Source organism: Catenovulum maritimum, assembly GCF_001050375.1.
Classification (GTDB): domain Bacteria; phylum Pseudomonadota; class Gammaproteobacteria; order Enterobacterales; family Alteromonadaceae; genus Catenovulum; species Catenovulum maritimum.
On the sequence record NZ_KQ130499.1, the window covers coordinates 1 to 23,748 of the forward strand.

19 protein-coding genes are annotated in these 23,748 nt (G+C 38.7%); 3 read left to right on the forward strand and 16 right to left on the reverse strand.

Going from position 1 to position 23,748, the window contains the following annotated elements:
- Window positions 1-3,056, reverse strand: a 3,056-nt coding sequence (locus tag XM47_RS18760) for an immunoglobulin-like domain-containing protein (protein ID WP_342669147.1), incomplete at its 3' end; no start/stop codon positions are given.
- Between the two features lie 439 nt (window positions 3,057-3,495).
- Here XM47_RS18760 and asnB point away from each other — a divergent pair.
- Window positions 3,496-5,172 carry an asparagine synthase B gene (gene asnB, locus XM47_RS14860; protein ID WP_048694197.1) on the forward strand — a complete coding sequence of 559 codons (1,677 nt, stop codon included), beginning with the start codon at window positions 3,496-3,498 and terminating at the stop codon, window positions 5,170-5,172.
- Between the two features lie 115 nt (window positions 5,173-5,287).
- On the opposite strand, the gene acpS is transcribed toward asnB, so the two are convergent.
- The 11 genes from acpS to rpoE all read right to left on the reverse strand — a co-directional run bounded on the left by acpS (window position 5,288) and on the right by rpoE (window position 14,394).
- Window positions 5,288-5,668: a holo-ACP synthase gene (gene acpS, locus XM47_RS14865; protein WP_048694200.1), complete on the reverse strand. Its 381-nt coding sequence runs from the start codon at window positions 5,666-5,668 to the stop codon at window positions 5,288-5,290.
- A complete protein-coding gene (gene pdxJ, locus XM47_RS14870; RefSeq protein ID WP_048694203.1) occupies window positions 5,668-6,402 on the reverse strand; it encodes a pyridoxine 5'-phosphate synthase in 735 nt (244 codons plus the stop codon). The genes acpS and pdxJ overlap by 1 nt, the downstream gene beginning before the upstream one ends.
- Window positions 6,399-7,109, reverse strand: a complete 711-nt coding sequence (gene recO, locus XM47_RS14875; protein WP_078061925.1) for a DNA repair protein RecO — start codon at window positions 7,107-7,109, stop codon at window positions 6,399-6,401. The genes pdxJ and recO overlap by 4 nt, the downstream gene beginning before the upstream one ends.
- Window positions 7,090-7,995, reverse strand: coding sequence for a GTPase Era (gene era / locus XM47_RS14880; RefSeq protein ID WP_048694209.1), 906 nt, complete (start codon window positions 7,993-7,995; stop codon window positions 7,090-7,092). Before era ends, recO begins: the two co-directional genes overlap by 20 nt.
- An 8-nt stretch (window positions 7,996-8,003) precedes the next feature.
- Window positions 8,004-8,681: a ribonuclease III gene (gene rnc / locus XM47_RS14885; protein WP_048694213.1), complete on the reverse strand. Its 678-nt coding sequence runs from the start codon at window positions 8,679-8,681 to the stop codon at window positions 8,004-8,006.
- Entirely contained in the window at window positions 8,681-9,625 is a 945-nt protein-coding gene (lepB, locus tag XM47_RS14890) for a signal peptidase I (protein ID WP_048694215.1), read from the reverse strand. Before lepB ends, rnc begins: the two co-directional genes overlap by 1 nt.
- A 13-nt stretch (window positions 9,626-9,638) precedes the next feature.
- Complete coding sequence (gene lepA / locus XM47_RS14895; protein WP_048694217.1) at window positions 9,639-11,438, reverse strand: translation elongation factor 4; 1,800 nt, start codon at window positions 11,436-11,438, stop codon at window positions 9,639-9,641.
- 167 nt (window positions 11,439-11,605) lie between these two features.
- A complete protein-coding gene (locus XM47_RS14900; RefSeq protein ID WP_172656546.1) occupies window positions 11,606-12,064 on the reverse strand; it encodes a SoxR reducing system RseC family protein in 459 nt (152 codons plus the stop codon).
- Window positions 12,065-12,173: 109 nt separating this feature from the next.
- Window positions 12,174-13,193, reverse strand: a complete 1,020-nt coding sequence (locus XM47_RS14905; protein WP_078061926.1) for a MucB/RseB C-terminal domain-containing protein — start codon at window positions 13,191-13,193, stop codon at window positions 12,174-12,176.
- A complete protein-coding gene (locus XM47_RS14910) occupies window positions 13,135-13,749 on the reverse strand; it encodes a sigma-E factor negative regulatory protein (protein WP_048694222.1) in 615 nt (204 codons plus the stop codon). The genes XM47_RS14905 and XM47_RS14910 overlap by 59 nt, the downstream gene beginning before the upstream one ends.
- A gap of 63 nt (window positions 13,750-13,812) precedes the next feature.
- Window positions 13,813-14,394: an RNA polymerase sigma factor RpoE gene (gene rpoE / locus XM47_RS14915; RefSeq protein ID WP_048694224.1), complete on the reverse strand. Its 582-nt coding sequence runs from the start codon at window positions 14,392-14,394 to the stop codon at window positions 13,813-13,815.
- 211 nt (window positions 14,395-14,605) lie between these two features.
- Between rpoE and nadB the strand changes: the two genes are divergently transcribed.
- Complete coding sequence (nadB, locus tag XM47_RS14920) at window positions 14,606-16,225, forward strand: L-aspartate oxidase (protein WP_048694227.1); 1,620 nt, start codon at window positions 14,606-14,608, stop codon at window positions 16,223-16,225.
- A 97-nt stretch (window positions 16,226-16,322) separates the two neighbouring features.
- Here nadB and XM47_RS14925 read toward each other — a convergent pair whose 3' ends face one another.
- From XM47_RS14925 to XM47_RS14935, 3 genes are all read right to left on the reverse strand, one after another.
- Window positions 16,323-17,483, reverse strand: coding sequence for a porin (locus XM47_RS14925; RefSeq protein WP_048694229.1), 1,161 nt, complete (start codon window positions 17,481-17,483; stop codon window positions 16,323-16,325).
- Window positions 17,484-17,698: 215 nt separating this feature from the next.
- Complete coding sequence (locus XM47_RS14930) at window positions 17,699-18,694, reverse strand: glycosyl transferase family protein (protein WP_245623478.1); 996 nt, start codon at window positions 18,692-18,694, stop codon at window positions 17,699-17,701.
- Window positions 18,695-18,897: 203 nt separating this feature from the next.
- Window positions 18,898-21,561 carry a nitrate reductase gene (locus tag XM47_RS14935; protein WP_048694231.1) on the reverse strand — a complete coding sequence of 888 codons (2,664 nt, stop codon included), beginning with the start codon at window positions 21,559-21,561 and terminating at the stop codon, window positions 18,898-18,900.
- Between the two features lie 582 nt (window positions 21,562-22,143).
- On the opposite strand from XM47_RS14935, the gene XM47_RS18900 reads away from it, so the two are divergent.
- A complete protein-coding gene (locus XM47_RS18900) occupies window positions 22,144-22,641 on the forward strand; it encodes a winged helix-turn-helix transcriptional regulator (RefSeq protein WP_077066579.1) in 498 nt (165 codons plus the stop codon).
- On the opposite strand, the gene hisC is transcribed toward XM47_RS18900, so the two are convergent.
- Window positions 22,630-23,742, reverse strand: a complete 1,113-nt coding sequence (gene hisC, locus XM47_RS14945; RefSeq protein WP_048694234.1) for a histidinol-phosphate transaminase — start codon at window positions 23,740-23,742, stop codon at window positions 22,630-22,632. The genes XM47_RS18900 and hisC overlap by 12 nt on opposite strands.
- Between the last annotated feature and the right edge of the window lie 6 nt (window positions 23,743-23,748).

Here is a 23,748-nt window from a genome sequence, read left to right on the forward strand (position 1 = left end):
CCGCCTGTGGCGCTCGCAATTGAGTTAGAGATGCTGCCTGCATCGACAATCGCATCTTCGTCTGCTGCAACAACGAGGTCTACACTACCTTGGGTTTGGCCTGCCGCAATGGTGATGGTTTGTTCGTTCGCCAATGTAATGGTCACATCGGTATCGGCTGCATTGGTTAAGGTTGCGGTATAGGTAATGGTGCCGCCGGTTTCTTCTAAGCTATCGGTTGCTGACAAACTTAATTCGGTTGTGTCCACTGTATCCGTAATACGCGTCACGGCTGGCGCATCATTAAATCCAAGGCTAACAAACCCACCACCAGTTGCATCCGTTATGTTTGCTGAGATTGTGCTTTCATCTATGTAAACATCATCGCTATTGGCAAATTCGACATTCACACTAGCTGAGGTTTCGCCTGCCAATATGGTAATGGTTTCACCATTGGATAAAGTAATGGTGACGTCACTTTCTGGAACCGCTGATAACTCAGCCGTATAAACTATTGCGCCGCCCGCCTCAGTAAGAGAATCCGTTGCAGCAAGCAAGGTTACGGCTTGTGCTATTTCAGTCACCGCTGGCGTTTCGTCTATGATTAAGTTCTCGTAATTACCACCAGAAACATCATTAATGCGTGCGCTAATTTCACTCACGCCATCTAAATCTGCAGCGTTAACGTCAACGGTGCCCGTTAAACTACCCGCAGCAATCACGATACTTTGGCCGTTACTTAAATTGACCGTCAGTGGCGCATCTGATAATTGGTTTACACTGGCTGTGTAAGTAATCGTGCCGCCTTCAATCGCTAGCGCACTGGTTGCATCTAGAGTGAGGTTAGTATCTGTTTGTGTATCGGTAATCGCGGTTGTAACCGTAGTTTGATCAACCACTAGATTCTCAAAGTTACCGCCTGTGGCGCTCGCAATTGAGTTAGTAATTGAAGTTGCATCTACAATCGCATCTTCATCTGCTGCAACAACCAGGTCTACACTGCCTTGGGTTTGACCCGCGGCAATGGTGATGGTTTGTTCGTTCGCAAGCGTGATGGTCACATCGGTATCGGCTGCATTAGTCAGCGTCGCCGTGTAGGTAATCGTGCCGCCTGCTTCCGTTAAGCTATCAATTGCTGACAAGCTTAAACCTGTTGCATCGACCGTATCGGTAATCGCGGTTGTAACCGTAGTTTGATCAACCACTAGATTCTCAAAGTTACCGCCTGTGGCGCTCGCAATTGAGTTGGTAATTGACGTTGCATCTACAATCGCATCTTCATCTGCTGCAACGTTAAATTCAACACTACCTTGGGTTTGACCCGCGGCAATGGTGATGGTTTGCTCGTTCGCCAATGTGATGGTCACATCGGTATCGGCTGCATTGGTTAAGGTTGCGGTATAGGTAATCGTGCCGCCGGCTTCTTCTAAGCTATCAGTTGCTGACAAGCTTAATTCGGTTGTATCTAGCGTGTCGGTTATTTGAGTAATAACAGGGGTTGAATCAACTACAACATTGACACTAGAGTCAGTTGTCGCTTGTGTAATACTAGTTGATAACTCTTGTGCATCTAAAATGGAATCTTCATTTGCATCAACAACAAAATCAACACTCGCAGTTAACTCTCCAGCATTAATCGTAATATTTTGTCCATTACTTAACTCAATTAATAAGTCCTGATCAATTGCTGTATTTAAAGTGGCGGTATAAGTAATATTGCCACCCGCTTCGGTCACCACATCATTTGATGAGATACCGACAACCGCAACATTTTCGCCTCTAACAACAAGACTAGAATCTGAAGCCTGTGCAGTTAATAAACCGTCAGATACTTCAACGTCAATCCCTAAATCAGAAATATTTAGATCTGTATCTTGAAGTGCATCTACTCCAAGTTGAGTTAAAACTACTTGGCCACCGACAATCTCAAAAAATCCATTATCATTGTTCAATAAACTAAAAGTGAGTTCATCGCCGTCAACATCAGAGGCAACGATATTAGCAATCGGGTCACCAACTTCAACATCGTCAGCATTAATATCCAACGCATTAACCTGAATAATCGGAGCTTCATTAATCGCAATCTCAATTGTTGAGTCCACTACATTTGAGTTGCCTGCTTGGTCAATAAATTGAACGGATATATCATGGACCTGCTCTGATAACGTATTTAAAATATTATCAGGAAGGATCCAAGTGCCATCTTCATTGTTAATAGCTTGCAGCGTTTGACCATTAATCGAAACAACGACTATTGCATCATTATCATCTACGGTTCCGGTTACAGCTGGGGTTTGATCTTCAGTGACTAAATTATCAATTGTTCCTTGCGGTGCAATTGAATCAACAACAACATTACTGTTAATCGTAACTTGCTCACCATTAGGGTAAATCACGATAATTTGAATTACATTATTACCTTCGACTAAGGTGTAGCCTGGGCTAATGGAGAAAGTGCCATCGCCATTGTTTATGACATCAAATTCATTACCGTTAATGATAGCGACAGCTGTAGCATTAGGGTCATCAATTACACCACCTAGATCTGGGGTCTGGGTGTTAGTAACTAAATCTTGAATTTCTGCGGTATTATCTTGCGAATCAACGATGGAATTAATGACAAGCTCTGAAACTGGCACCGGGATAGAAAAATTAGTAAAAAACTCAGCTTCAAAACGGGTTGTATTAGTGTCAAATCCTGCAGAAGCTCTAGTTTCACTATTATCAGCTTCCACTGTGACGATTTCGTCAGAACCTCCAGAACTTTCATTACCTGCAGCGGTTGAAGCAATCTCTTCCGTGTTGCCTTCTAAAACAGCTTCTTGGATTGCGGCGATCTCATCATCTGAAGGCAAATCACCAGTAACGGTAGAAGCATCCGCATCTGTCATTTCAACTTCTTCGCCGTCTAGTTTTCTTAAAACTAGCTTTGATCCACTTTCAATAGTAATTATTTGACCTGCAGCTAAAAACGCACCTATATTTAACGCAACAGGTTCACCGTTTTGTATTAACTGAACGACACCCAAGACATCTATAATTTGTCCTGAATCTTTTAAAGTAATTTGACTCGCCATGTAACAACCCCAGATAGCAATACAACAAGCAAAATGAATTTCGCCCAGTATAAAAATTAAAAGATTAACCAGTTAAGTCTAGTCGAATAAAAAGCGATTGAATAGGGTTCAGGGCCATAGAAAAACTAGATTTAAGCAGGTTTTGCACAAAAATGTTAACTATAGCCACTCAAACAGTTCCAAATCCAGCTCAATACAAAGTATCCAAGCTAATTAGACTTTGCTATAATGTCGCACTTTTTAATTATCTTACGGGTTCAAATAGCTAAATTTGGTTTAAAAACCGACCAAACCAGCTAAAAAAATACCTTTGCCGGTTATTCTGTTCTTGTATTTTATTAAATAATGAATATGCTGCTATGCAGCAAAATTGGGCGCGTTCCCAATAATTATTTCGAATTTTCTAAAGATTTAGGTTGAAGAGGGAGTCACAAACTCTATGTGTTCAATTTTTGGTATTCTTGATCTAAAAACAGATCGAGCAGAGCTAAGAGAAACAGCTAAAGAGCTGTCTAAACTACTACGCCACCGTGGTCCTGACTGGTCAGGTATTTACGCGAGTGATAACGCAATTCTAGCGCATGAGCGTTTAGCGATTGTTGACGTGAATTCTGGTGACCAACCTCTTTTCAATCCTAATCGTACTCACGCATTAGCAGTTAATGGCGAAATCTATAATCATAAAGAATTAGAAAAAGACCTAAGCATAGATTTTACGTTCCAAACTAAATCTGATTGCGAAGTTATCTTAGCTAAATACCAAGAAAAAGGTATTGAGTTCATTGATGAATTAAAAGGTATGTTTGCTTTTATTCTATATGATGAAACTAAAGATGAATATTTAATCGCACGTGACCATATGGGTATTATCCCACTTTATATGGGTTGGGACGAGCACGGTAACTTCTTTGTTGCTTCAGAAATGAAGGCATTAGTACCTGTTTGTACTAAAGTTCAAGAGTTCCCACCAGGGCACTACCTGCATAGCGCTGATGGCGAATTACGTCAGTACTATCAACGTGACTGGATGGAATACGACGCAGTTAAAGATAACTCAGCAAATCCAGAAGACATCAATAAAGCATTAGAGAAATCAGTTAAATCTCATTTAATGTCAGATGTACCTTACGGTGTATTGCTTTCAGGTGGTTTAGATTCATCTGTTATTTCATCTATAACTCAAAAATTTGCTGCTAAGCGAATTGAAGAAGATGATGCATCAGAAGCTTGGTGGCCAAAACTGCACTCTTTTGCAGTTGGTTTAGAAGGTGCACCAGACTTAAAAGCAGCGAAAAAAGTTGCTGATGCAATTGGTACTGTTCACCACGAAATGACTTACACAGTTCAAGATGGTATCGACGCAATTAAAGACGTTATTTACCATTTAGAAACTTACGATGTAACCACAATTCGTGCATCAACACCTATGTACTTAATGGCGCGTAAAATTAAAGCTATGGGTATCAAAATGGTACTTTCTGGAGAAGGTGCTGATGAGATCTTTGGTGGCTATTTATATTTCCATAAAGCACCAAATGCGAAAGAGTTCCATGAAGAGCTAAACCGTAAACTAAACAAACTACACATGTTTGATTGCCTTCGTGCAAACAAAGCAATGTCAGCTTGGGGCGTAGAATCTCGTGTACCTTTCTTAGACAAAGAGTTCATGGATGTTGCTATGCGAATCAATCCTGAAGCTAAAATGTGTAAAAATGGTAAGCCTGAGAAAAGTATTTTACGTGAAGCTTTCCAAGACGGTTACTTACCTGATGAAGTTTTATGGCGTCAAAAAGAACAGTTCAGCGACGGTGTTGGCTATAGCTGGATTGACAGCTTAAAAGAGCATTGTGCGGCTAATGTAACTGATGACCAATTAGCGAATGCAGAGAATGTATTCCCACACAATACGCCAGATACTAAAGAAGCATACTATTATCGTACTATCTTCCAGGAGCACTTCCCACTACCTTCATGTGCAGAGTGTATTCCAGGTGGTAAATCAGTTGCTTGTAGCACACCTGAAGCATTGGCTTGGGATGAGTCATTCCAAAATATGGCTGACCCTTCAGGTCGTGCAGTTGCTTCTGTTCACAATGATGGTTACGAAAAACTGTAATCAAATTGCTGGATAATCAATACGAAAAAGCCCTGAAGTTTCAGGGTTTTTTTATTTCTTAACTCGCCAAATTTATCCCCTAGCAAGCAATATAAATCTAGAATATAAGAAGCGTTTAACTGGACTCGAATATAACGGTAGCAAATGCATAGCTTTGCTCATCTGACAAACTTATGAGGGATTTAACGACTTTTCCCTGAGCCAAATCCGATAATATTTTTTCAGCCTGCCCCGAAACAAGTAAGACAGGCTTGCCACGCTCGTCATTGGTGATTTCAAAATTTTGAAAAGAAACACCACAGGCAATACCAGTTCCAACTGCTTTAGCTGCAGCTTCTTTTGCAGCCCAGCGCTTAGCTAAATAAGCAATAGCCTGTTTATGCTCTCCAAAAATATTAAGCTCATTAGGTGTTAAGACACGTTTAGCTAAAGCGAGTAAGTTGGCATTATCAAAACGTTTAATTTCGACAATGTCATTACCTAAACCTAAAATCATTAACTTCTAGCATCTAACATAAGTTGAAGCATATCTCGAGTTGCCTTCTCAAGCCCGTCAATTGCGGCTCTAGCAATAATGGCATGGCCAATATTTAACTCTATCATTTGAGGGATAGCAGCGATTGGTTTAACGTTATGATAATTTAAGCCATGGCCTGCGTTGACTTTAATGCCGATAGAGTCAGCATAAGCAGCACTTTCGCTAATTCGCTTTAATTCAGCCATTTGCTCTGCTTCAGTTTCAGCATCTGCGTAGCCACCAGTATGAATTTCTATATACGGTGCTCCAGTTAATTTCGCCGCATCTATTTGTTGCTTATCTGCATCAATAAATAACGAAGTTTGAGTTCCTATAGCGGTTAATCTAGCCACAGCAGCAGTCACTTTATCAATTTGACCCGCTACATCTAAACCACCTTCAGTTGTTAGTTCTTCTCGTTTCTCAGGAACTAAACAACAGAATTCAGGTTTAATTCTTTCGGCAATTTTAAGCATCTCTTCCGTCACAGCCATTTCAAGATTAAGTCGAGTCTGGACAGTTTGAGCAAGTATATCTACATCTCTATCTTGGATATGGCGTCTATCTTCGCGTAAATGAACTGTAATACCTGCAGCACCTGCATGTTCTGCAACCGCAGCAGAATGAACAGGATCAGGATAACTCGTCCCGCGTGCTTGTCGAATAGTGGCTATATGATCTATGTTAACGCCTAATAAAATCTCTTTATTCATCGATTCATTCTCTTAAATAATTCTCTACTTTTAATTGGCTTACCAGCTAATAAATGATCAAGCCAACGTCGGGTTAATAATTTTGCCGACTTTAAAATTTCAACTTCACTAAAATCTCTTTCGCCAATTTTAGTGATGATATCGCCGGGAAAAATAGGTAAATTGAGCCAAGGAGCGACTTTACTGCTCCAACCTTGCTCTGGATAAAATTGATATTGCATGTCAGCTTGAATTGGTTCAAAGGCATCAAAGCAGGTGTCAAAATCAACACTTACCCCAAGCTCATCGATTAAATCAAGTTCGAAGTTACGCAAAACGCTTTCGAGTTCAATATCAGAAAGCTTAAGCTGATAAATCACTTGTATATACCAAGATAAGATTAACTCAGAGTGTAATGTTTGCTGCAGTAATTTAACCAAGAGTTCATTGATGTACAAACCACTGTATAATAGCTTGCCGGTTAAAATAGCCAGCTGGCTATCTAACTCATATTTATCAACAAAAAATAAATCGGCTCTACCTTGGCTAAGTTTAATTGTATATAAATTGAAAGGCTCAAATTTTGCTGAGTTTCGGCCAACTCGAACAATCGCAGTTAACCGCCCATCAAACTCTGTTAGCAACTGGCATATATAAGAGCCTTCGCGGTAAGCGCGGCTGTGAAGCACAACCGCCTTCTGCATTAGATTAGAAGTTATCGTCTCCATACCCTAAACTTCTTAATGCGCGTTCATCATCAGCCCAGCCTGACTTCACTTTAACAAATAATTCTAAGTAAACTTTACAGTCCAGCATGCGCTCAATGTCATAACGAGCATCGCTACCGATTGTTTTGATTTTTTCGCCATTTTTACCAATAACAATACGCTTTTGAGCATCTCTAGTAACCAGTATCGCTGCATATACTTTTAACAAACCATTTGGCTGATACTCAAACTTTTCAATTTCAACAGCAATATCATAAGGTAGCTCTTCACCTGTATTACGCATTAATTTTTCACGAATAATTTCACTCGTCATAAATTTAGATGAACGATCCGTAAAGTAATCTTCAGGGAAGTAAAACTCACAAGGCTCAAGACTCTCTTTAACCACTTTTTCAACTACATCAACCTGAGCGCCTTTTTCTGCACTAATAGGGATAATTTGTTGAAAATCATGCTGTGAGCCAAGAAACTGTAGATGAGGCAACAAAGACTCTTTATCTTTAACGTTATCAACTTTATTAATCAATAACACACAAGGTACGCCTGCTTGCTTAATTCGCTTTAATACCATTTCATCGTCTGGCAACCAATGCGTACCTTCAACTAAAAAGAGTACCAAGCTAACGTCTGCAATAGAGCTATGAGCAGCTCTATTCATTAAACGGTTAATCGCACGCTTTTCATCAGAATGAAGACCTGGCGTGTCAATGTAAACCGTTTGATAATTGCCTTCTGTATGTATTCCCATAACACGATGACGCGTAGTTTGTGGCTTTTTAGAAGTAATACTAACCTTTTGGCCAACAATTCTATTAATGAGTGTTGATTTGCCGACATTAGGTCGACCAACAATGGCGACTAAACCACAATGAGTATTTGGGGTCATAAGAAAACCTATAAAGAAGAAATACGATTAAGCATAGCGCGCGCAGCTTCTTGTTCTGCTTTACGTCTACTTGAACCTTTGCCTTTTGTTGTCAGCTCTGGTTCATTTAAGTGACAAGTTACGGAAAAAACTTGATTGTGATCTTTACCCTTTATTTCATCAACTTGATAATCTGGTAAGTCTAACTGCCTAGATTGCTGATATTCTTGTAGCTGTGTTTTAGCGTCTTTTTGAGCTTGGCCAGGTTTCAACTGAGCGAGTCGAGATTCATACCAAGCTAGAATAAGTGCTTTAGCTGTATCCATTCCAGCTTCTAAATATACAGCACCTATTATAGATTCAACTGCATCTTCTAAAATAGAGTTGCGTCTATGGCCGCCACTTTTTAATTCGCCAGGGCCAAGAATTAAATAATCACTTAATTTAAATTCATGTGCCAATTCAACTAAAGTTTCACCTCTAACCAAAGTGGCACGCATTCGACTCAAGTCACCTTCATTACATTTAGGAAACTGCACATAAAGTTGCTCTGCAATGACAAAGCCAAGAATCGAATCGCCTAAGAACTCCAAGCGCTCATTGTGTTTACTCTTAGCGCTTCTGTGAGTTAAAGCTTGCTGTAATAAGTTACGATCTTCAAACTGGTAACCTATTGCTTTAGTTAATATATTAAGTGTATCTATCATTACTTTTTAATTTCACTTGCGCCTGGGATTTTGCCTAAGCGGTCAAAACGAACACCCGACGGGACCCAAGATGGAAGAAAATCATCTTCACCACGTTCAAATTCAAAACTCATCCAAATAAAGACAGCTTTACCGACTAAATGGTTTTCAGGTACAAAGCCCCAGAATCGGCTATCGGTTGAGTTATCTCTATTATCACCTAAAACAAAGTAATGGCTTTCAGGTACGATCCATTCATCATTTTGGCTGGTTGAAGCTTGTTTATGAAACATAGATGACATATCTGGTGCTCTAAAATTCAATAATACGTCATGTTTAACACCTGATAAATCTTCAACAAATCGATCAAGTGGATATGGCCCCATGCTGAACTCACCGCGACTGACTAGTTCTTTCTGCATTTCCTGATATTGAGTTTGACACTCTGCACCAGCTTGGCAATTAGGTAAAATATAAACCTTTTTATTACGATAAATAACTCTATCACCCGGCAAAGCAACAACACGTTTAATATAGTCCAACGCTGGATTTTCAGGGTATTTAAAAACAGCTACATCACCACGAAGTGGCTTATCTGTCTCTAATAAGATACTGTTCGCGACTGGATTACGGATACCATAACTGTACTTTTCAACTAAGATAAAATCGCCAACCAAAAGCGTTGGCATCATAGATCCTGAAGGGATTTGAAATGGTTCATATAAAAATGAGCGCAAAACAAAAACGAAAGCGATAACAGGAAAAATAGATTCCGCAAATTCAGCGACAGGATGTTGAGGTGCGATTCTATGCTTAACTTCATCATCTAAATCTAGCTGAGTTGCTGCGCCAGCTGCTTCTAACTTTTGTTTGCGTTTTGGTTTCCATAGCAAAACATCTAACAACCAGATTAAACCAGTTGAGATAGTTAACACAAACAACATAATCGAAAAATAGTTGGCCATAATTTTTCCTAAATTATTTACCCAGTTTAAGGACAGCTAAAAACGCATCTTGAGGTACTTCAACATTACCCAATTGCTTCATACGTTTTTTACCTTCTTTTTGTTTTTGGAGTAATTTCTTCTTACGAGAAACATCACCACCATAACATTTTGCAATTACGTTTTTGCGTAACTGTTTTACAGTTGTTCTAGCGATTACATGCGCACCAATCGTTGCTTGAATTGCAATATCAAACATTTGACGTGGAATCAAATCTTTCAGTTTATCAGCCATTTCTCGGCCACGATATTGTGAATTGTCTCTGTGCGTAATCAACGCAAGCGCGTCCACTCTTTCGCCATTAATTAGAATATCAACTCGCACCATGTCTGATTCATTAAATTTAGTGAAGTTATAATCTAATGATGCATAGCCACGGCTGGTAGACTTCAATCGGTCAAAGAAATCTAATACAACTTCTGCCATTGGAATCTCATAAATCACATTGACTTGATTTCCATGGTAACTCATCGCTTTTTGTACTCCACGCTTTTCAATACAAAGCGTGATTACATTTCCTAAATACTCTTGTGGCACTAAAATATGACACTCAGCAATCGGTTCAAATATCTTTTCAATTTCACCAACCGAAGGTAAGTTAGATGGATTATCTACCATTACCTCTTCGCCGTTTTTCTTCTCTACTTTATAAATTACAGTTGGTGCTGAAGTAATCAGGTCTAAATCGTATTCTCTCTCTAAACGCTCTTGGATGATCTCCATGTGCAGCATACCTAAGAAGCCACAGCGGAAACCAAATCCTAAAGCAGTAGAGCTTTCTGGTTCATAAAATAACGAAGCATCATTTAAGCTTAATTTACCTAAAGCCTCACGAAGCGCTTCAAAGTCATCAGATGAAATAGGGAAAATACCAGCATATACTTGGGGTTTAACTTTTTGGAAACCAGGTAAAGCCACTTCAGAAGGGTTTTTAACCATAGTGATGGTATCGCCCACAGGCGCACCTAAAATATCTTTAATGCCCGCAATAACGTAACCAACTTCACCCGCTTTTAACACGCCGGTTTTAGTCTGCTTAGGGGTAAAGATACCTACATTATCAATTACGTGATCGTGTCCTGTTGACATAACACGCATTTTTTCACCAGCGCGTATTTCACCATTTTTCACACGAACAAGAGATACAACACCTTGGTAATTATCGAACCAAGAGTCGATAATTAATGCTTGTAGTGGCGCATCCGGATCGCCTTCAGGACAAGGAATTTGCTTAACTATAGTTTCAAGTACATCTTCAATGCCTAAGCCAGTTTTTGCTGAACATCTAACAGCGTCTAATGCATCAATACCAACGATATCTTCTATTTCTTCGGCAACTCTGTCTGGATCAGCTTGAGGTAAATCGATTTTATTTAGGACAGGAACAACTTCGAGATCCATTTCAATTGCCGTATAGCAGTTAGCAAGAGTTTGAGCCTCTACGCCTTGACCAGCATCAACAACCAATAACGCACCATCACAAGCCGCTAATGAACGTGATACTTCATAAGTGAAATCAACATGTCCAGGGGTATCGATAAAGTTTAACTGATAAGTTTCACCATCTTTAGCTGTGTAATTTAAGGTAACACTTTGTGCTTTGATTGTGATGCCTCGTTCGCGTTCTAACTCCATAGAGTCTAAAACTTGCGCTTCCATTTCGCGTTCAGACAAGCCGCCGCAAGTTTGGATGAGTCGATCGGATAAGGTAGACTTGCCGTGATCTATATGGGCAATAATAGAAAAATTACGTATGTGTTTGAATTTATTCAATTTATAAACGCTCTAAAACAATTCTTTGATACTAAAGAGAAGCAAGCTATTCAATAATAATTCGAGCTTTAAAATCAACTCTTTAGTTGAGATGAGGTATTATACCCAAACCGTTTAAAGAAGCTAGTTTCAGGCTATTTAAGCGAAAAAATAACCAATAAAATTATTTAATCTTTGCTGCATTCAACTTTATCAAAATTAAATGTTTCAACAACTTTGGGCATAATGGATAAAGCTTTAATTTTTTTGCTAAAGAAGTTAGCTAAATAAAGGCCTGAAATGATTCCAGATAAAGCAAACACTAATCCTATTAATTCGTGAAATGAAAAAAGGTTAGCGATAACCAAACCAACAAACATTCCGACTAAGGGCAAGAGATAAAGCAAGATAGAAGACCAAACTAAGTTTTGCTCTGGTATCGCAACTGTCACGGTATCACCAAGCTCGACTTTGTAATCACATTTCACCATGACGCGATTCGTTTTGGTTGTCATTAGCTGAGCGATAATACCGGTACCACAATCTTTCTTTTGTTGGCACTGGCCACAACTCGTCTTCACTTGAGTTGTTATCCAAATTTTTTGTGGCCCTGCAAAGCCTTCTACCACGCCTTTTTCATGCAACATAAACATAGCTTCCCAAAATAACCTAACTTTAATAATAACATTTTTAGACTGGGGTTAGCTTGTTCAAGTGCAATTCACCTTCAATTAAAAATTGAAGGTGAATAAAGGTTTAGTTCCAATAAATAGATTTTAGTAATTGATTAGCGGTTTTAGGCGGTATTTTACCGATTAAAGTAACTTCATACTCACCGATTTGATGACTGGCATAATGATTCGCACCCGAGCTAAATTCACCTATAGTGATTTTATCACCCGTATTCAATCGTCTTACATAAACAGAAAACCACACAACACCATCAGTTAGCATCATATAATCCACTATTTCTTTCTGCCCAAGCAAATAGTGTTGATCTGATTTCACTTTAGCAAATCCCTCTGGCATCCAGCCAATACTCCAATCTAATACCAGATGAGATTGACTTGGCACTAAATTGTAAGGTTCTGGCAATTCCGCTTTAGCAACTTCCGCGATTAACTCATTAGGCTCGGATTGTATTTGTAAATTAGAAACTTGTAGCTGCTCTAAAACTTCACCTTGTTGATTAATCAAAGCTGATTTAAGTAAAAGTCCCGATTCTTCGTGCAACCAAAGCCAATAATTAAAACGATTATTATCCTTAGCAATCACTCTGATAAGTCTTGCTGGCAAGCCTGCGACCCTACTTTTACCGACTAGATGAAAATCATACCACTGAGATATTTTCGAAATATCACTGCGAATAATTTCAGGAATAGGTCCAGCGGGAACATTGCCTTGAATAGTGTAAGCAAGTTGTTCAGGCTGCAAATAAGTCACATTATCGCCCCGACGGACAATTTGCTGCCCTGGACCATTTAGAGATGTCAGGACCTCTATTTCTTGGCCATTAATTTGACCATGATACCAGCGCCAAGGATCAGCTTTATTACCATGAACAACCACAAAAGACATTTCAAATTGTTGTTCACTTAGAGCAGTTTTCATCTTAGACAACCAAGTGGTTGCATCGTCATTGGCTAAAGCGCTAAAGCTAAAAAAAAGAGTCGCCAGAAACCATTTTTTTAAACAGTTTCTGGTCGTGTAGAAGTGTTTATTGATCAAGCTCAGGTTCTGCTTGTTGCAATTTAACTTGTTCTGCAGATATAGCATTAGTCTGTCTCGATTTTAATTGCTGAGCATGATCCATAATGTAAGCGTTAATTCGCTGGCTCTGCTCTGCCGCACTATACTGTCGGCTGGTCGGTATTGATTCAACCTGCTGCATACTAACAGGATCTAAACTACCGCCAATAGGAAATGTTTGTAATACAGGTTGAGGGACATGTACATCTTGTTGGGTTTCTGTCTGAAATCCGATGACCAAAGCCGCAGCAAACGAAGCTGCAATACCATACTGAGCAGCAGGCTTAAACCAACTAATAACATTTGATTTTTTATTGTCCGCTACTTCTTCATTTTGAGCGGTTACTTTGGCGTTCGGGGCAAAAGAAACCGGCTCTTTTTCAATCGCAGCAGCAATATTAGCCGCTAAATCTAAATTTAAATTGTCTGGTAATTCATTACGCATCGCATCACCAATTAAGTGATAATTGGCAAAGCTTTCAGACAAGCTTGCATCATGTTTCAGCTTATCAATCGCTTTACTATTTTCATCTTGACCATCGACTAATGCTGACACACTTTCTTTAACAGATTTTGAATTCATATACACTTCACTTTTACTGATAATTTTTTAAACTTAACCAGAGATTCAAATTAGATTTTCGGATTAACTCTTTGCCAACATAGGCTTTAAATTAGTATCTATAGCTTCGCGCGCTCTAAATATTCTCGAACGAACCGTACCAACTGGGCACTCCATAATATCGGCGATCTCTTCATAGCTCATGCCATCAATTTCACGCAACGTGATAGCGGTTTTTAAATCATTCGGTAATTGATCTATAGTTGCAAAAATTACTTTTTTTACATCTTCAGAAATCAATAAATTCTCTGGTGAGCTATTTTCACGTAGGCCATCTGCCGAATCGAAAAACTCTGCATCTGATACTTCAATATCATTAACCGCAACCTTCCGCGCTTGAGAGGTTAAATAATTCTTAGCACTGTTCACAGCAATGCGGTACAACCAAGTATAAAAAGCACTTTCGCCTCTAAATCCAGGCATAGCTCGATAAGCTTTAATGAAAGCTTCTTGTGCTACATCTGCAACATCACCTGGGTGCTTAACATAACGAGCAACTAAATTTGTTACCTTATGCTGATACTTCAATACTAATAAATTAAACGCTTGCTTTTCGCCACGCTGAACACGCTCAACCAATTGTTGGTCTGTTACATCTAAGCTCATGTAGGCTATCGCTCCTGTGTATTTATCTCGATATATTCGAAATAAGTCCAAGTCATTTTAAAGCCGATTAAAAGGCTTAAAAAACATGGTATAGTTGTACAATTAAATACATAGACTTTTAGTTACAGAAAAAGTTCTAAAAAATTAATTAAAATGTAAAATTAAACTCAACGAAGAGTTTCTGAATCATTGTATCAGTATTAGAGCAAATATGAGTAATCATCAAACCGAGCATAAATGTGATATTTTAGTTATTGGAGCTGGCGCTGCTGGATTAACCCTAGCGTTACGATTAGCTTCATCAGCCAATGTTATAGTCTTAAGCAAATCACAATTAAAAGAAGGCTCAACCTATTACGCACAAGGCGGTATTGCTGCTGTTTTTGATGAACAAGACAGTGTTGAGTCTCATGTTCAAGATACCCTCATTGCTGGCGCTGGTTTATGTGAAGAAGCTGCCGTTCGAGTTACCGCAGAAAAAGCCCGAGAGAGTTTAGAGACCCTAATTAGCTATGGTGTTCCGTTTGATACGGTCAAAACGGATAATGGCGAAGAGAAATACCACCTGACCAGAGAAGGTGGGCATAGCCATAGAAGAATACTACATGCCGCAGATGCGACTGGTAAAGCAGTACAAAAAACCTTAATAAAAGCTGTAACCTCACATCCTAACATTCATATTTTTGAACGCTACAATGCGGTTGATCTCATTACTGATGAAAAAATAAGACAAGCAGGAAATAGATGCCATGGCGCCTATGTTTGGAATCGCGATTTAGAAAGAGTAGAAGTTGTAAAAGCCAGCTCAGTTGTACTAGCAACAGGCGGAGCAAGTAAAGTTTATCAATATACCTCCAACCCTGATATAGCAAGTGGTGATGGTGTCGCTATGGCTTGGCGTGCTGGCTGTAGAGTCGCTAATATGGAATTTAACCAATTTCACCCGACTTGCCTATTTCACCCCGACGCAAACAACTTCTTATTAACTGAAGCATTGCGAGGTGAAGGTGCGTATTTAAGACGGCCTGATGGTACTCGTTTTATGCCTGACTTTGATGAAAGAGCTGAATTAGCGCCAAGAGATATAGTCGCAAGAGCAATAGACTATGAAATGAAACGCCTTGGTGCTGATTGCATGTACCTAGATATTAGCCACAAACCAAAGGCCTTTATCAAACAGCATTTCCCCAATATTTATAAACGCTGTAAAGAGCTTGGTATTAAAATTAACAAACAACCTATGCCTGTGGTACCGGCTGCGCATTATACTTGCGGCGGCGTAATGACAGACTTGTCAGGCCAAACAGATATTGAAAATCTATTTGCCATTGGTGAAGTTGCCTACACAGGTTTACATGGTGCGAATAGAATGGCAAGTAACTCGTTACTTGAATGTCTTGTATTTGCTGAAGCAGCAGCTAAAAAAATACTGTCTCAACCATACACTCAAGTAGATTCAATTAAAATTCCTGAATGGGATGAAAGCCAAGTTTCGGATTCAGATGAAGAAGTCGTCATTCACCATAACTGGCATGAACTAAGACTCCTAATGTGGGATTATGTAGGTATCGTCAGAACCGATAAACGTTTAGAACGAGCATTAAGACGAATTGAGCTACTCCAACAAGAAGTCCATGAATACTACTCAAACTTTAAAGTAAGTAATAACTTACTTGAACTAAGAAATTTATTAGATGTCGCCGAGTTAATTGTTAGATGTGCAATGCAAAGAAAAGAAAGCCGAGGGTTACACTATAATCTAGATTACCCTGATTTAGCGGATAATCCAAAACCGAGTATTTTAACTCCAAGAGCTAATCCGCATATATAAACATAACTAAAGATGAAATAAAGCTTAAATCTAGCCTTTATCTTAGATACAAAAAAGCCGATGAAATTTCATCGGCTTTTTTGTATCGAGTCTGAGATTAGAATTTAGCGTTAAATTCAATCCAAGATTTAGTTACGTTAAGTGGACGCGCAACATCTCCTGAGAAATCAGCATATTTAAGCGTTAAGCTATAGTTTTTGCTAATACTATAACCGACAACTATATCAACCTCACTACCTGCATCAGCACCACCATGATCTTCAGAATATGAATGGTAAACAGCCATAGCTTTAAACTTACCTTGCTTATAAGCAACAGAAGCAAAAGTATCTTCTAAACCATTATCTGGTGTTCCCAAGAATAAATCTGCCCAGCCATTAAATGCGTGTTTAGTTGCTAATGGTGTTGTAAATCCACCGTTACCACCATCACTGCCTAATAATTCGTAGCCTGCACCAAATGTAACGCTACCAACTTTATATTTAGCATCTAATGCTAAATAATCAGCATCAAAACTTCCTTGGCTTTGAGTTGCATATGAAGCATGTAAGGCAACACCACTAAACTTACCTGAATAGTCAATACCATAAGTATCTAAAGCATCTGCTGCACCCGCAAGCTCGTAGTTATAGAAAAAACCACTAACTGATTGAGTTTCGCTTAATTTATAAGTTGCTAAGAAATTATGTGCATCCACATCATCATTCTTATCTCTAATAGTATTAACATTAGTTATATACGAATAATCGACAGACACATCACCGAAAGTTGCTTGAGCGCGCAAACCATCAAATGTTTGCTTATTTTGACGCCAGCCAACATGACCGATAAATCTTTGATTTAGGTTAGTAATGGTTTGACGACCATAAGTAATAGCGTAACCATCAGCAGCATACTTGATATTTGCTTCATTAATCTCTGTATACTCATCATCAGCTACAATGTGATAAGTAGGATCTGATGTAGTCAATGCATAATCGTCAATAAAAGCAGTATTATTATCTAATTGAACAAAAGCAGTGAAGCCTGAAAACTCGGCTGTTTTGTATGAAAGGCTTGATTTTAAAGTACCTGCTTTAGCGTATTTAGCTTTTCCAGGGTTCTCTACACCTTCGTATCTTAAACGAAACGCAGCGCTTGCCTTACCTTCAGTAAAAGCGTCGGCAATAGTGTCCGCAGCATAAGTAGGGGCAGAAACAGCAACAGTGCTGATAACAGAAGCTAATGTGATAGCTAGTTTAGATTTTTTAAGTTCCATAGGTCACTCCAAGTAACATTTAAAATTAATAAATAGTTTGTAGAGTGATGTCGGATGTCTTGACGCGAGTTAAATTTAAACCTAATTAACCTTTAGGGTCAAGCTTTTTATTTTATTTTTATATTTATTTTTCAATTGGTTATAGTAAATACAGGAAAGCAGAGACGGCAAAAACACCTTAACTTTTATAGCTAAGGTGTTAGGTGGAAGAAGGACTAATTCTTGTCGAATGGCCAAGTACTTGATCGGCTCTGCCAGATCGTTTTAGCTTGGGTTAACGCCTCTTCAGCATCAAGTTGTTTTAGCAGAATGAGTACAATCGCCATTGTCCCTATTACTGCTTGTTCTCCGTATGGATTGTCAATTTCATTAAGCCAAAACTGTTTTAATTCAGCTAAATTCAATTCCCTAGGTTTAATTTGCCAACCTTCTAATAAAGCGGGCATTTCAACTTCAGAGTTAACGCCACTACGCGAACTATGCACTAACACTTTGCGTTCGGGGTTAAATTCTACTTCACCACCTTCGCCACGAAAGCACACAACATGCTCATCATTGCACAACTGTGCGGCAGCAACATGTCTTAAATCAAAGTTTCTGTGATGTACACCATGCAAACTATGATTTGCTTTAAAAGGATTCAACATTCGTGCCAAAGTGTTTGCTGGGGAGCGTAAACCAAATAAAGCTCGTAACTGAATTAAGTCGTCTAGCTTGGGATGAATAGTAGCTAAGTCTAAATAACTAAAACCAAACTGGTTTAACTGCTGTTCAACTTGCTCTGCACTTTTAGCTGCAGTGAAGCCAAAGAATGCTAAAGCCTCTTTAATATATAAACGATTTGAATCAGGTTCTGAAGTGCCGTGTATCGTAATTTTAATACCAGACTGACCCAAAGCCATAATAGCCAACATAAACCAAGGTAAATGACGCCTTTTACCTGCGTAACAGCCGATATCGAGATCAGCTTGTATCTGGCTAAATTCAGGCTCAACATATTCGCGACAAGCCTGAGTAAAACCCGCTAACTCTTCAGCGGTTTCTTCACGCACTCTCAGCAACATTAAAAATGCACCTAATTGCTCAGGTAATACCTTACCTTGGAGTATTTGTGACATGGCATCATAGGCTTGCTGTTGTGAAAGCGTTTTTCCTGCACGTTGGCCACGGCCAACCATATTAATATAATCTTTAAAAGGCGTTGTCATCATGGATATTCTTAAAAGAAGCTAAAATTGAAATGCAAAGTTATTAATCAGTAATCTATTAAGCAATAACTAAAAAGCTTATCGGTTTGCTTAAGTTTAATTATGCTAAAAATACGTGAGTTAGTCGATTTAAGTTTTGCTAAAACGAAAAAAAGGGCTTGCGCCCTTTTTATATAAAAGTGTATTTATCGAATCATCAAACGATATTAAGCAACCGCTGCTGGACAATGTGATTTAATCAATCCAGATAAGTCAGTTTTACATGAACCACAATTAGTACCACACTGTAATCGCTCACCTAACTTTTCAACCGTGTCATCACCATAATCAACGATAGCTTCTATGATTTGCTTTTCGCCTACTTGGAAACAGCTACAAATTTGGCGGCCTTTAGCGACTTCAGGGGTTGGGATTCCTGCAACTAACGCTTTAATTTCAGCTCTATCAAAGGTTTCTAAGTTATACATTTCAGATAACCAAGTCATGTCTTCGGTAAACGGAGTTGCTTGAATATAACAAACAAACTCTAAACCAGATTCGCTATAACAAAATACTTTAAATGAATTATCTGAGTTATTTTCAACTCGAATCCACTCACCATTAGCGTTAGCTCTTTGTTGGCACCAATCTAACCAATCTGTCACTTCACCTGTACCAGCAAAGCTTAATTGATGTCCAGCACTATTTGGTGCCTTAACCCAGTATTCTGTATCAGCAAAAACAGCATGTTTACTATATGAAATAGCATAAAAATCAGCTTGATAAGCTTCTATTTTGACCGCAGCATGTTTTAATTCTGGCTGACCTGAAATCGGATCAACTGCTGGTGCATATAACACATTAATATTTGAACGAGATGCAAATTGTTTAGTCCAGTGCATAGGTGCAAACAACTCACCTTTACGCTGACCTGAATCAATTTTAACTTTTAATAAAGTGTCACCAAACGCTGAACTAATCTTAGCAATTTGGTTTTCTTGAAGCTGATACAAGTTCGCATCATCAGGGTGCATAGCAACAAAAGGTTCGCTAATATGCGCAGTTAATTTAGCCGCTTTACCTGTGCGAGTCATAGTATGCCACTGATCTCTAATTCGACCTGAATTGCATACTAATGGATATTCTGCCGAGGTTAACTGCTTAGGAGCCTGCGCTGTCACGCTAATAAATTGGGCTTTGCCTGATGGCGTGAAAAATTTACCATCATCGAACATACGTGCTCTACCTTGCGGATAAGCTGCATTGACTGGCCATTGAATTGGACGGAATTTATCGTATTCAGCTTCTGATAAACCAACTAAACCACTGATATCAAAATCACGCGTCCCATTGTTTTCAAATGCAGATAAACGTGCATGTTCGTCGAAGATTTGATAAGGGTGTTGATAATCAAAACCTTGCTCAAAGCCCATAGCTTTAGCGACTTCGCAAATAATTTGCCAATCATGCTTAGCTTGACCTGATGGCGGTAATAAACCACGTTGACGTGAAATACGACGCTCTGAATTCGTCACTGTACCATTTTTTTCAGACCAACCGGTTGCTGGTAAGCGTACATCAGCCCAAGCCGAAGTATCGGTATTTTCATTGCAGTCTGAAACCACAACGAGTGGGCAATTTTTTAATGCATCGGCAACTGAATTACCATTCGGTAAACTAACTGCTGGGTTAGTTGCCATAATCCAAACGGCCTTAATGTCACCATTTTGGATTTTTTCAAACATATCCACTGCTTTAGCGCCCATCTCTGTAGAGATAGTTGGCGACTGCCAAAAACGTTGCACCAAATCAGTGTGTTGTGGATTTTGAATATCCATATGTGCAGCTAGCATATTTGCTAAACCACCCACTTCACGACCACCCATAGCGTTTGGCTGGCCAGTAATAGAGAAAGGTCCCGATCCAACTTTACCTATCTTACCTGTCGCTAAGTGACAGTTAATAATAGCGTTACATTTATCAGTTCCTTGGCTGGATTGATTTACGCCCATGCAATAAAAAGTAATTGCAGAAGGACTATTTACAAATAAAGCGAAATAACGCGCCAAGTCATCAACATCGACATCACATATTGCTGCAGTTTGTTCTAAACTTGCTTGCTCAACACTTGCTAAACAAGCATCAAAACCTTCAGTAAACTGCGAGATGTAATCTGTATCTAGTGCTTGGTTATTCGCAATATAATGTAATAAACCATTAAACAACGCGACGTCAGTGCCGGGTTTAATGGCTAAATGAATATCAGCCAACTCTGTGGTTGCACTCTTACGAGGATCAACCACAACAACTTGTAAATTTGGGTTTAATTTTTTAGCTCGCTCCATACGCTGGAACAACACTGGATGTGTCCAAGCTGCATTAGAGCCAACTAATACTAATAAATCTGTATCTTCTAAATCTTCGTAATTACATGGCACAGTATCTGAACCAAATGCACGCTTATAGCCTGCTACTGCAGACGACATACATAACCGAGAGTTAGTATCTATATTGGCCGCACCGATGTAACCTTTCATCAGTTTATTGGCAACATAGTAGTCTTCTGTTAATAACTGGCCTGAAACATAAAACGCCACAGCTTGTGGGCCATGTTCATCAATAACCTGTTTAAAACCAGAAGCAACATGGCTAATAGCCTCATCCCAAGAAGCAGCCGAATCCCCTATCATAGGCTGCAGTAATCGCCCTGACACATCGTTTGTCTCTAATACAGATGAACCTTTAACGCATAGTCGACCGAAATTTGCGGGATGCTCAGAAGAACCATTGACTTGAGTTAGCGTCATAGAATCCATGTTTACATCGATTCCACATCCAACACCACAATAAGGACAAGTGGTTTGTTTTAATTTTACTGCTGTATTCTTCATTCAAATTCTTACCTAAATTTGGTTGAGTCTCCGCCATTGGAGCCATCAACTAAAAATGCTCAAGATGATTTCTTCTATTGCATCCCACCATCGGACGGAATATCAAAAGCAAAAAACACACCAAAAACAATAACCAGTTGAATATAAAGATAAAAATAACATAACTAAACAATTTCATTAGATACTCGGCTAAAACCTCTATTTATTTGCACCAAATTGGCGGTACAAAAAATATTCAGGTTTAATTCAGCATCAAACCAAAACAATAAAAAATGAAGGCTTGTTATAAAATGAGTTTCGTCGGAACTAACGAAAAATCTGTTAAATTTTTAATTGTCTACGCTATCACTTTACTTTTGTAAATTAATTGAATTAGCAAGGGTTAGAAGCATAAAAGACAAAAAACTTCATAATAAATAATAGCTTAAGAAATTATTTTTTATAATTCAATTTGCCAATTTTATATTCTAGCGCTAAAGTAATGCTCATATTTATCGTGTTTTACACAGGTTGTACGTTCAAATAAAAGCGAATAAAACTATTGATACTTAATTTGGACGATGTAATGCAAAGGACAATAAAATGGCTCAATCTTCTAATGATAAAAGATGCAACGATGACTGCCCTATCAAACATACTTTATCTATGTTTCAAGGAAAATATTCCGCTTTAATTTTACGAGAATTACTTTCAGGAACCAAGCGCTTCTCTGTATTGTTAAAGAAAATTCCAGGAATCTCTTCTAAAACGTTAAATGAAAAACTTAAGCAATACACTCAATATGGTGTAATTACACGCCATGCCTATCCAGAAATTCCACCTAAAGTTGAATATTGCATTACAGAAAAAGGTAAACAACTTGAACAGGTGATCATTGAGCTTCATAAATTTGGCTTAGACCAAGTTAATCAAAAAAGTACCCAAGCAAAATCTCGACGCCGCATGAGTGACTTTGATACCGAAGCCAAAGGGGCAAAACGATTTGGTCGTCGGGCTGTCGATATTAAAGCCAGAGCGGCCAAAAAAATTGGCCGTCGTAATTCAGATATAGATATCTCAAACTTGTACTCAAACGAGTAAGCTTGATTCCTTAGTTAGATTTAACTTTATAATACAATTACCTAATGCCTTTAAAAAAGCTGTGTTGTCCGCTTCACTGCCAATCGTGACACGGATATACTCAGGCATTTGGTAACCTGTTAAATCTGCAACTAATATATTCTGATTTTTGAGCTGCTGGGTCACTTTAGTTGCCAAGCCAACCTCAACACAGATGAAGTTTGTCTCTGATTCAATGTAATTGAGATCAAGCTCAGCTAAACCTAAGCTCAATTGCTGATACCCCAAATGATTCTTAGCTACCGTCTGTTTTAAAAACTCTCTTTCTCGCATTGCTTCACTTGCTGCAATTAAGCCTAATCGATTTAAATTAAAGGGTTGGCGAACTCGATTAAGTACCTCTGCAACTTCTGGATGCGAGACTGAATAACCAACTCTAAACCCAGCCAAACCATAAGCTTTAGAAAAAGTCCTAACCAAAATCAAATTAGGGTAACTATTTAATAATCTAACGCTATCAATTAGTTGAACCGTTTCACTATATTCAAAATAAGCTTCATCGAGTACAAGTATGATGTCCTTTGGTAAAAGGTCTAAAAATTGTAGTAAGTTACTTTTCCCGACGACAGTCCCAGTTGGATTATTTGGATTGGCGACAAAAATAAGCTTAGTTTTGTCGGTTATACTTTGGTACATGGCTTTTAAATCATGCTGCCAGCCGTTAGCTTTCACCATAACGGGCTTAGCACCCGAAATTTTAGCTAATAGCGGATAAGCGGCAAAAGCATACTGGGAAAACATAATCTCATCACCTTGTTGGCAAAAAGCTCGTGTAATCAAATCAAGCACATCATTTGAGCCGTTACCTAAAGTGATCTGAGCCTTATCGACCCAAAGCATATTTGATAAAGTTTTCTTAAAGTGATCTGCTGTTGCGTCAGGATATAAGTAGGCACTTTCTATTCCATTCGCAATAGCAGCTTTAACTTTTGGGCTAATACCAAAACGGCTCTCATTGGCATCTAATTTAATCATTTGCCTAATATAGCTAGATTCAGGCGAAGCTGGATAAGCTTTAACATTGACTAACCATGGGTTTATTACTTTTTCTATCATTGTCATTGTGTT

Coding starts and splice junctions, on each gene's coding strand:
- asnB (WP_048694197.1), top strand. CDS start 3,496: ATGTGTTCAATTTTTGGTATTCTTGATCTAAAAACAGATCGAGCAGAG.
- acpS (WP_048694200.1), bottom strand. CDS start 5,668: ATGATTTTAGGTTTAGGTAATGACATTGTCGAAATTAAACGTTTTGAT.
- pdxJ (WP_048694203.1), bottom strand. CDS start 6,402: ATGAATAAAGAGATTTTATTAGGCGTTAACATAGATCATATAGCCACT.
- recO (WP_078061925.1), bottom strand. CDS start 7,109: ATGGAGACGATAACTTCTAATCTAATGCAGAAGGCGGTTGTGCTTCAC.
- era (WP_048694209.1), bottom strand. CDS start 7,995: ATGACCCCAAATACTCATTGTGGTTTAGTCGCCATTGTTGGTCGACCT.
- rnc (WP_048694213.1), bottom strand. CDS start 8,681: ATGATAGATACACTTAATATATTAACTAAAGCAATAGGTTACCAGTTT.
- lepB (WP_048694215.1), bottom strand. CDS start 9,625: ATGGCCAACTATTTTTCGATTATGTTGTTTGTGTTAACTATCTCAACT.
- XM47_RS14900 (WP_172656546.1), bottom strand. CDS start 12,064: ATGTTGCATGAAAAAGGCGTGGTAGAAGGCTTTGCAGGGCCACAAAAA.
- XM47_RS14905 (WP_078061926.1), bottom strand. CDS start 13,193: ATGCTATATCTGCAGAACAAGTTAAATTGCAACAAGCAGAACCTGAGC.
- XM47_RS14910 (WP_048694222.1), bottom strand. CDS start 13,749: ATGAATTCAAAATCTGTTAAAGAAAGTGTGTCAGCATTAGTCGATGGT.
- rpoE (WP_048694224.1), bottom strand. CDS start 14,394: ATGAGCTTAGATGTAACAGACCAACAATTGGTTGAGCGTGTTCAGCGT.
- nadB (WP_048694227.1), top strand. CDS start 14,606: ATGAGTAATCATCAAACCGAGCATAAATGTGATATTTTAGTTATTGGA.
- XM47_RS14925 (WP_048694229.1), bottom strand. CDS start 17,483: ATGGAACTTAAAAAATCTAAACTAGCTATCACATTAGCTTCTGTTATC.
- XM47_RS14930 (WP_245623478.1), bottom strand. CDS start 18,694: ATGATGACAACGCCTTTTAAAGATTATATTAATATGGTTGGCCGTGGC.
- XM47_RS14935 (WP_048694231.1), bottom strand. CDS start 21,561: ATGAAGAATACAGCAGTAAAATTAAAACAAACCACTTGTCCTTATTGT.
- XM47_RS18900 (WP_077066579.1), top strand. CDS start 22,144: ATGGCTCAATCTTCTAATGATAAAAGATGCAACGATGACTGCCCTATC.
- hisC (WP_048694234.1), bottom strand. CDS start 23,742: ATGACAATGATAGAAAAAGTAATAAACCCATGGTTAGTCAATGTTAAA.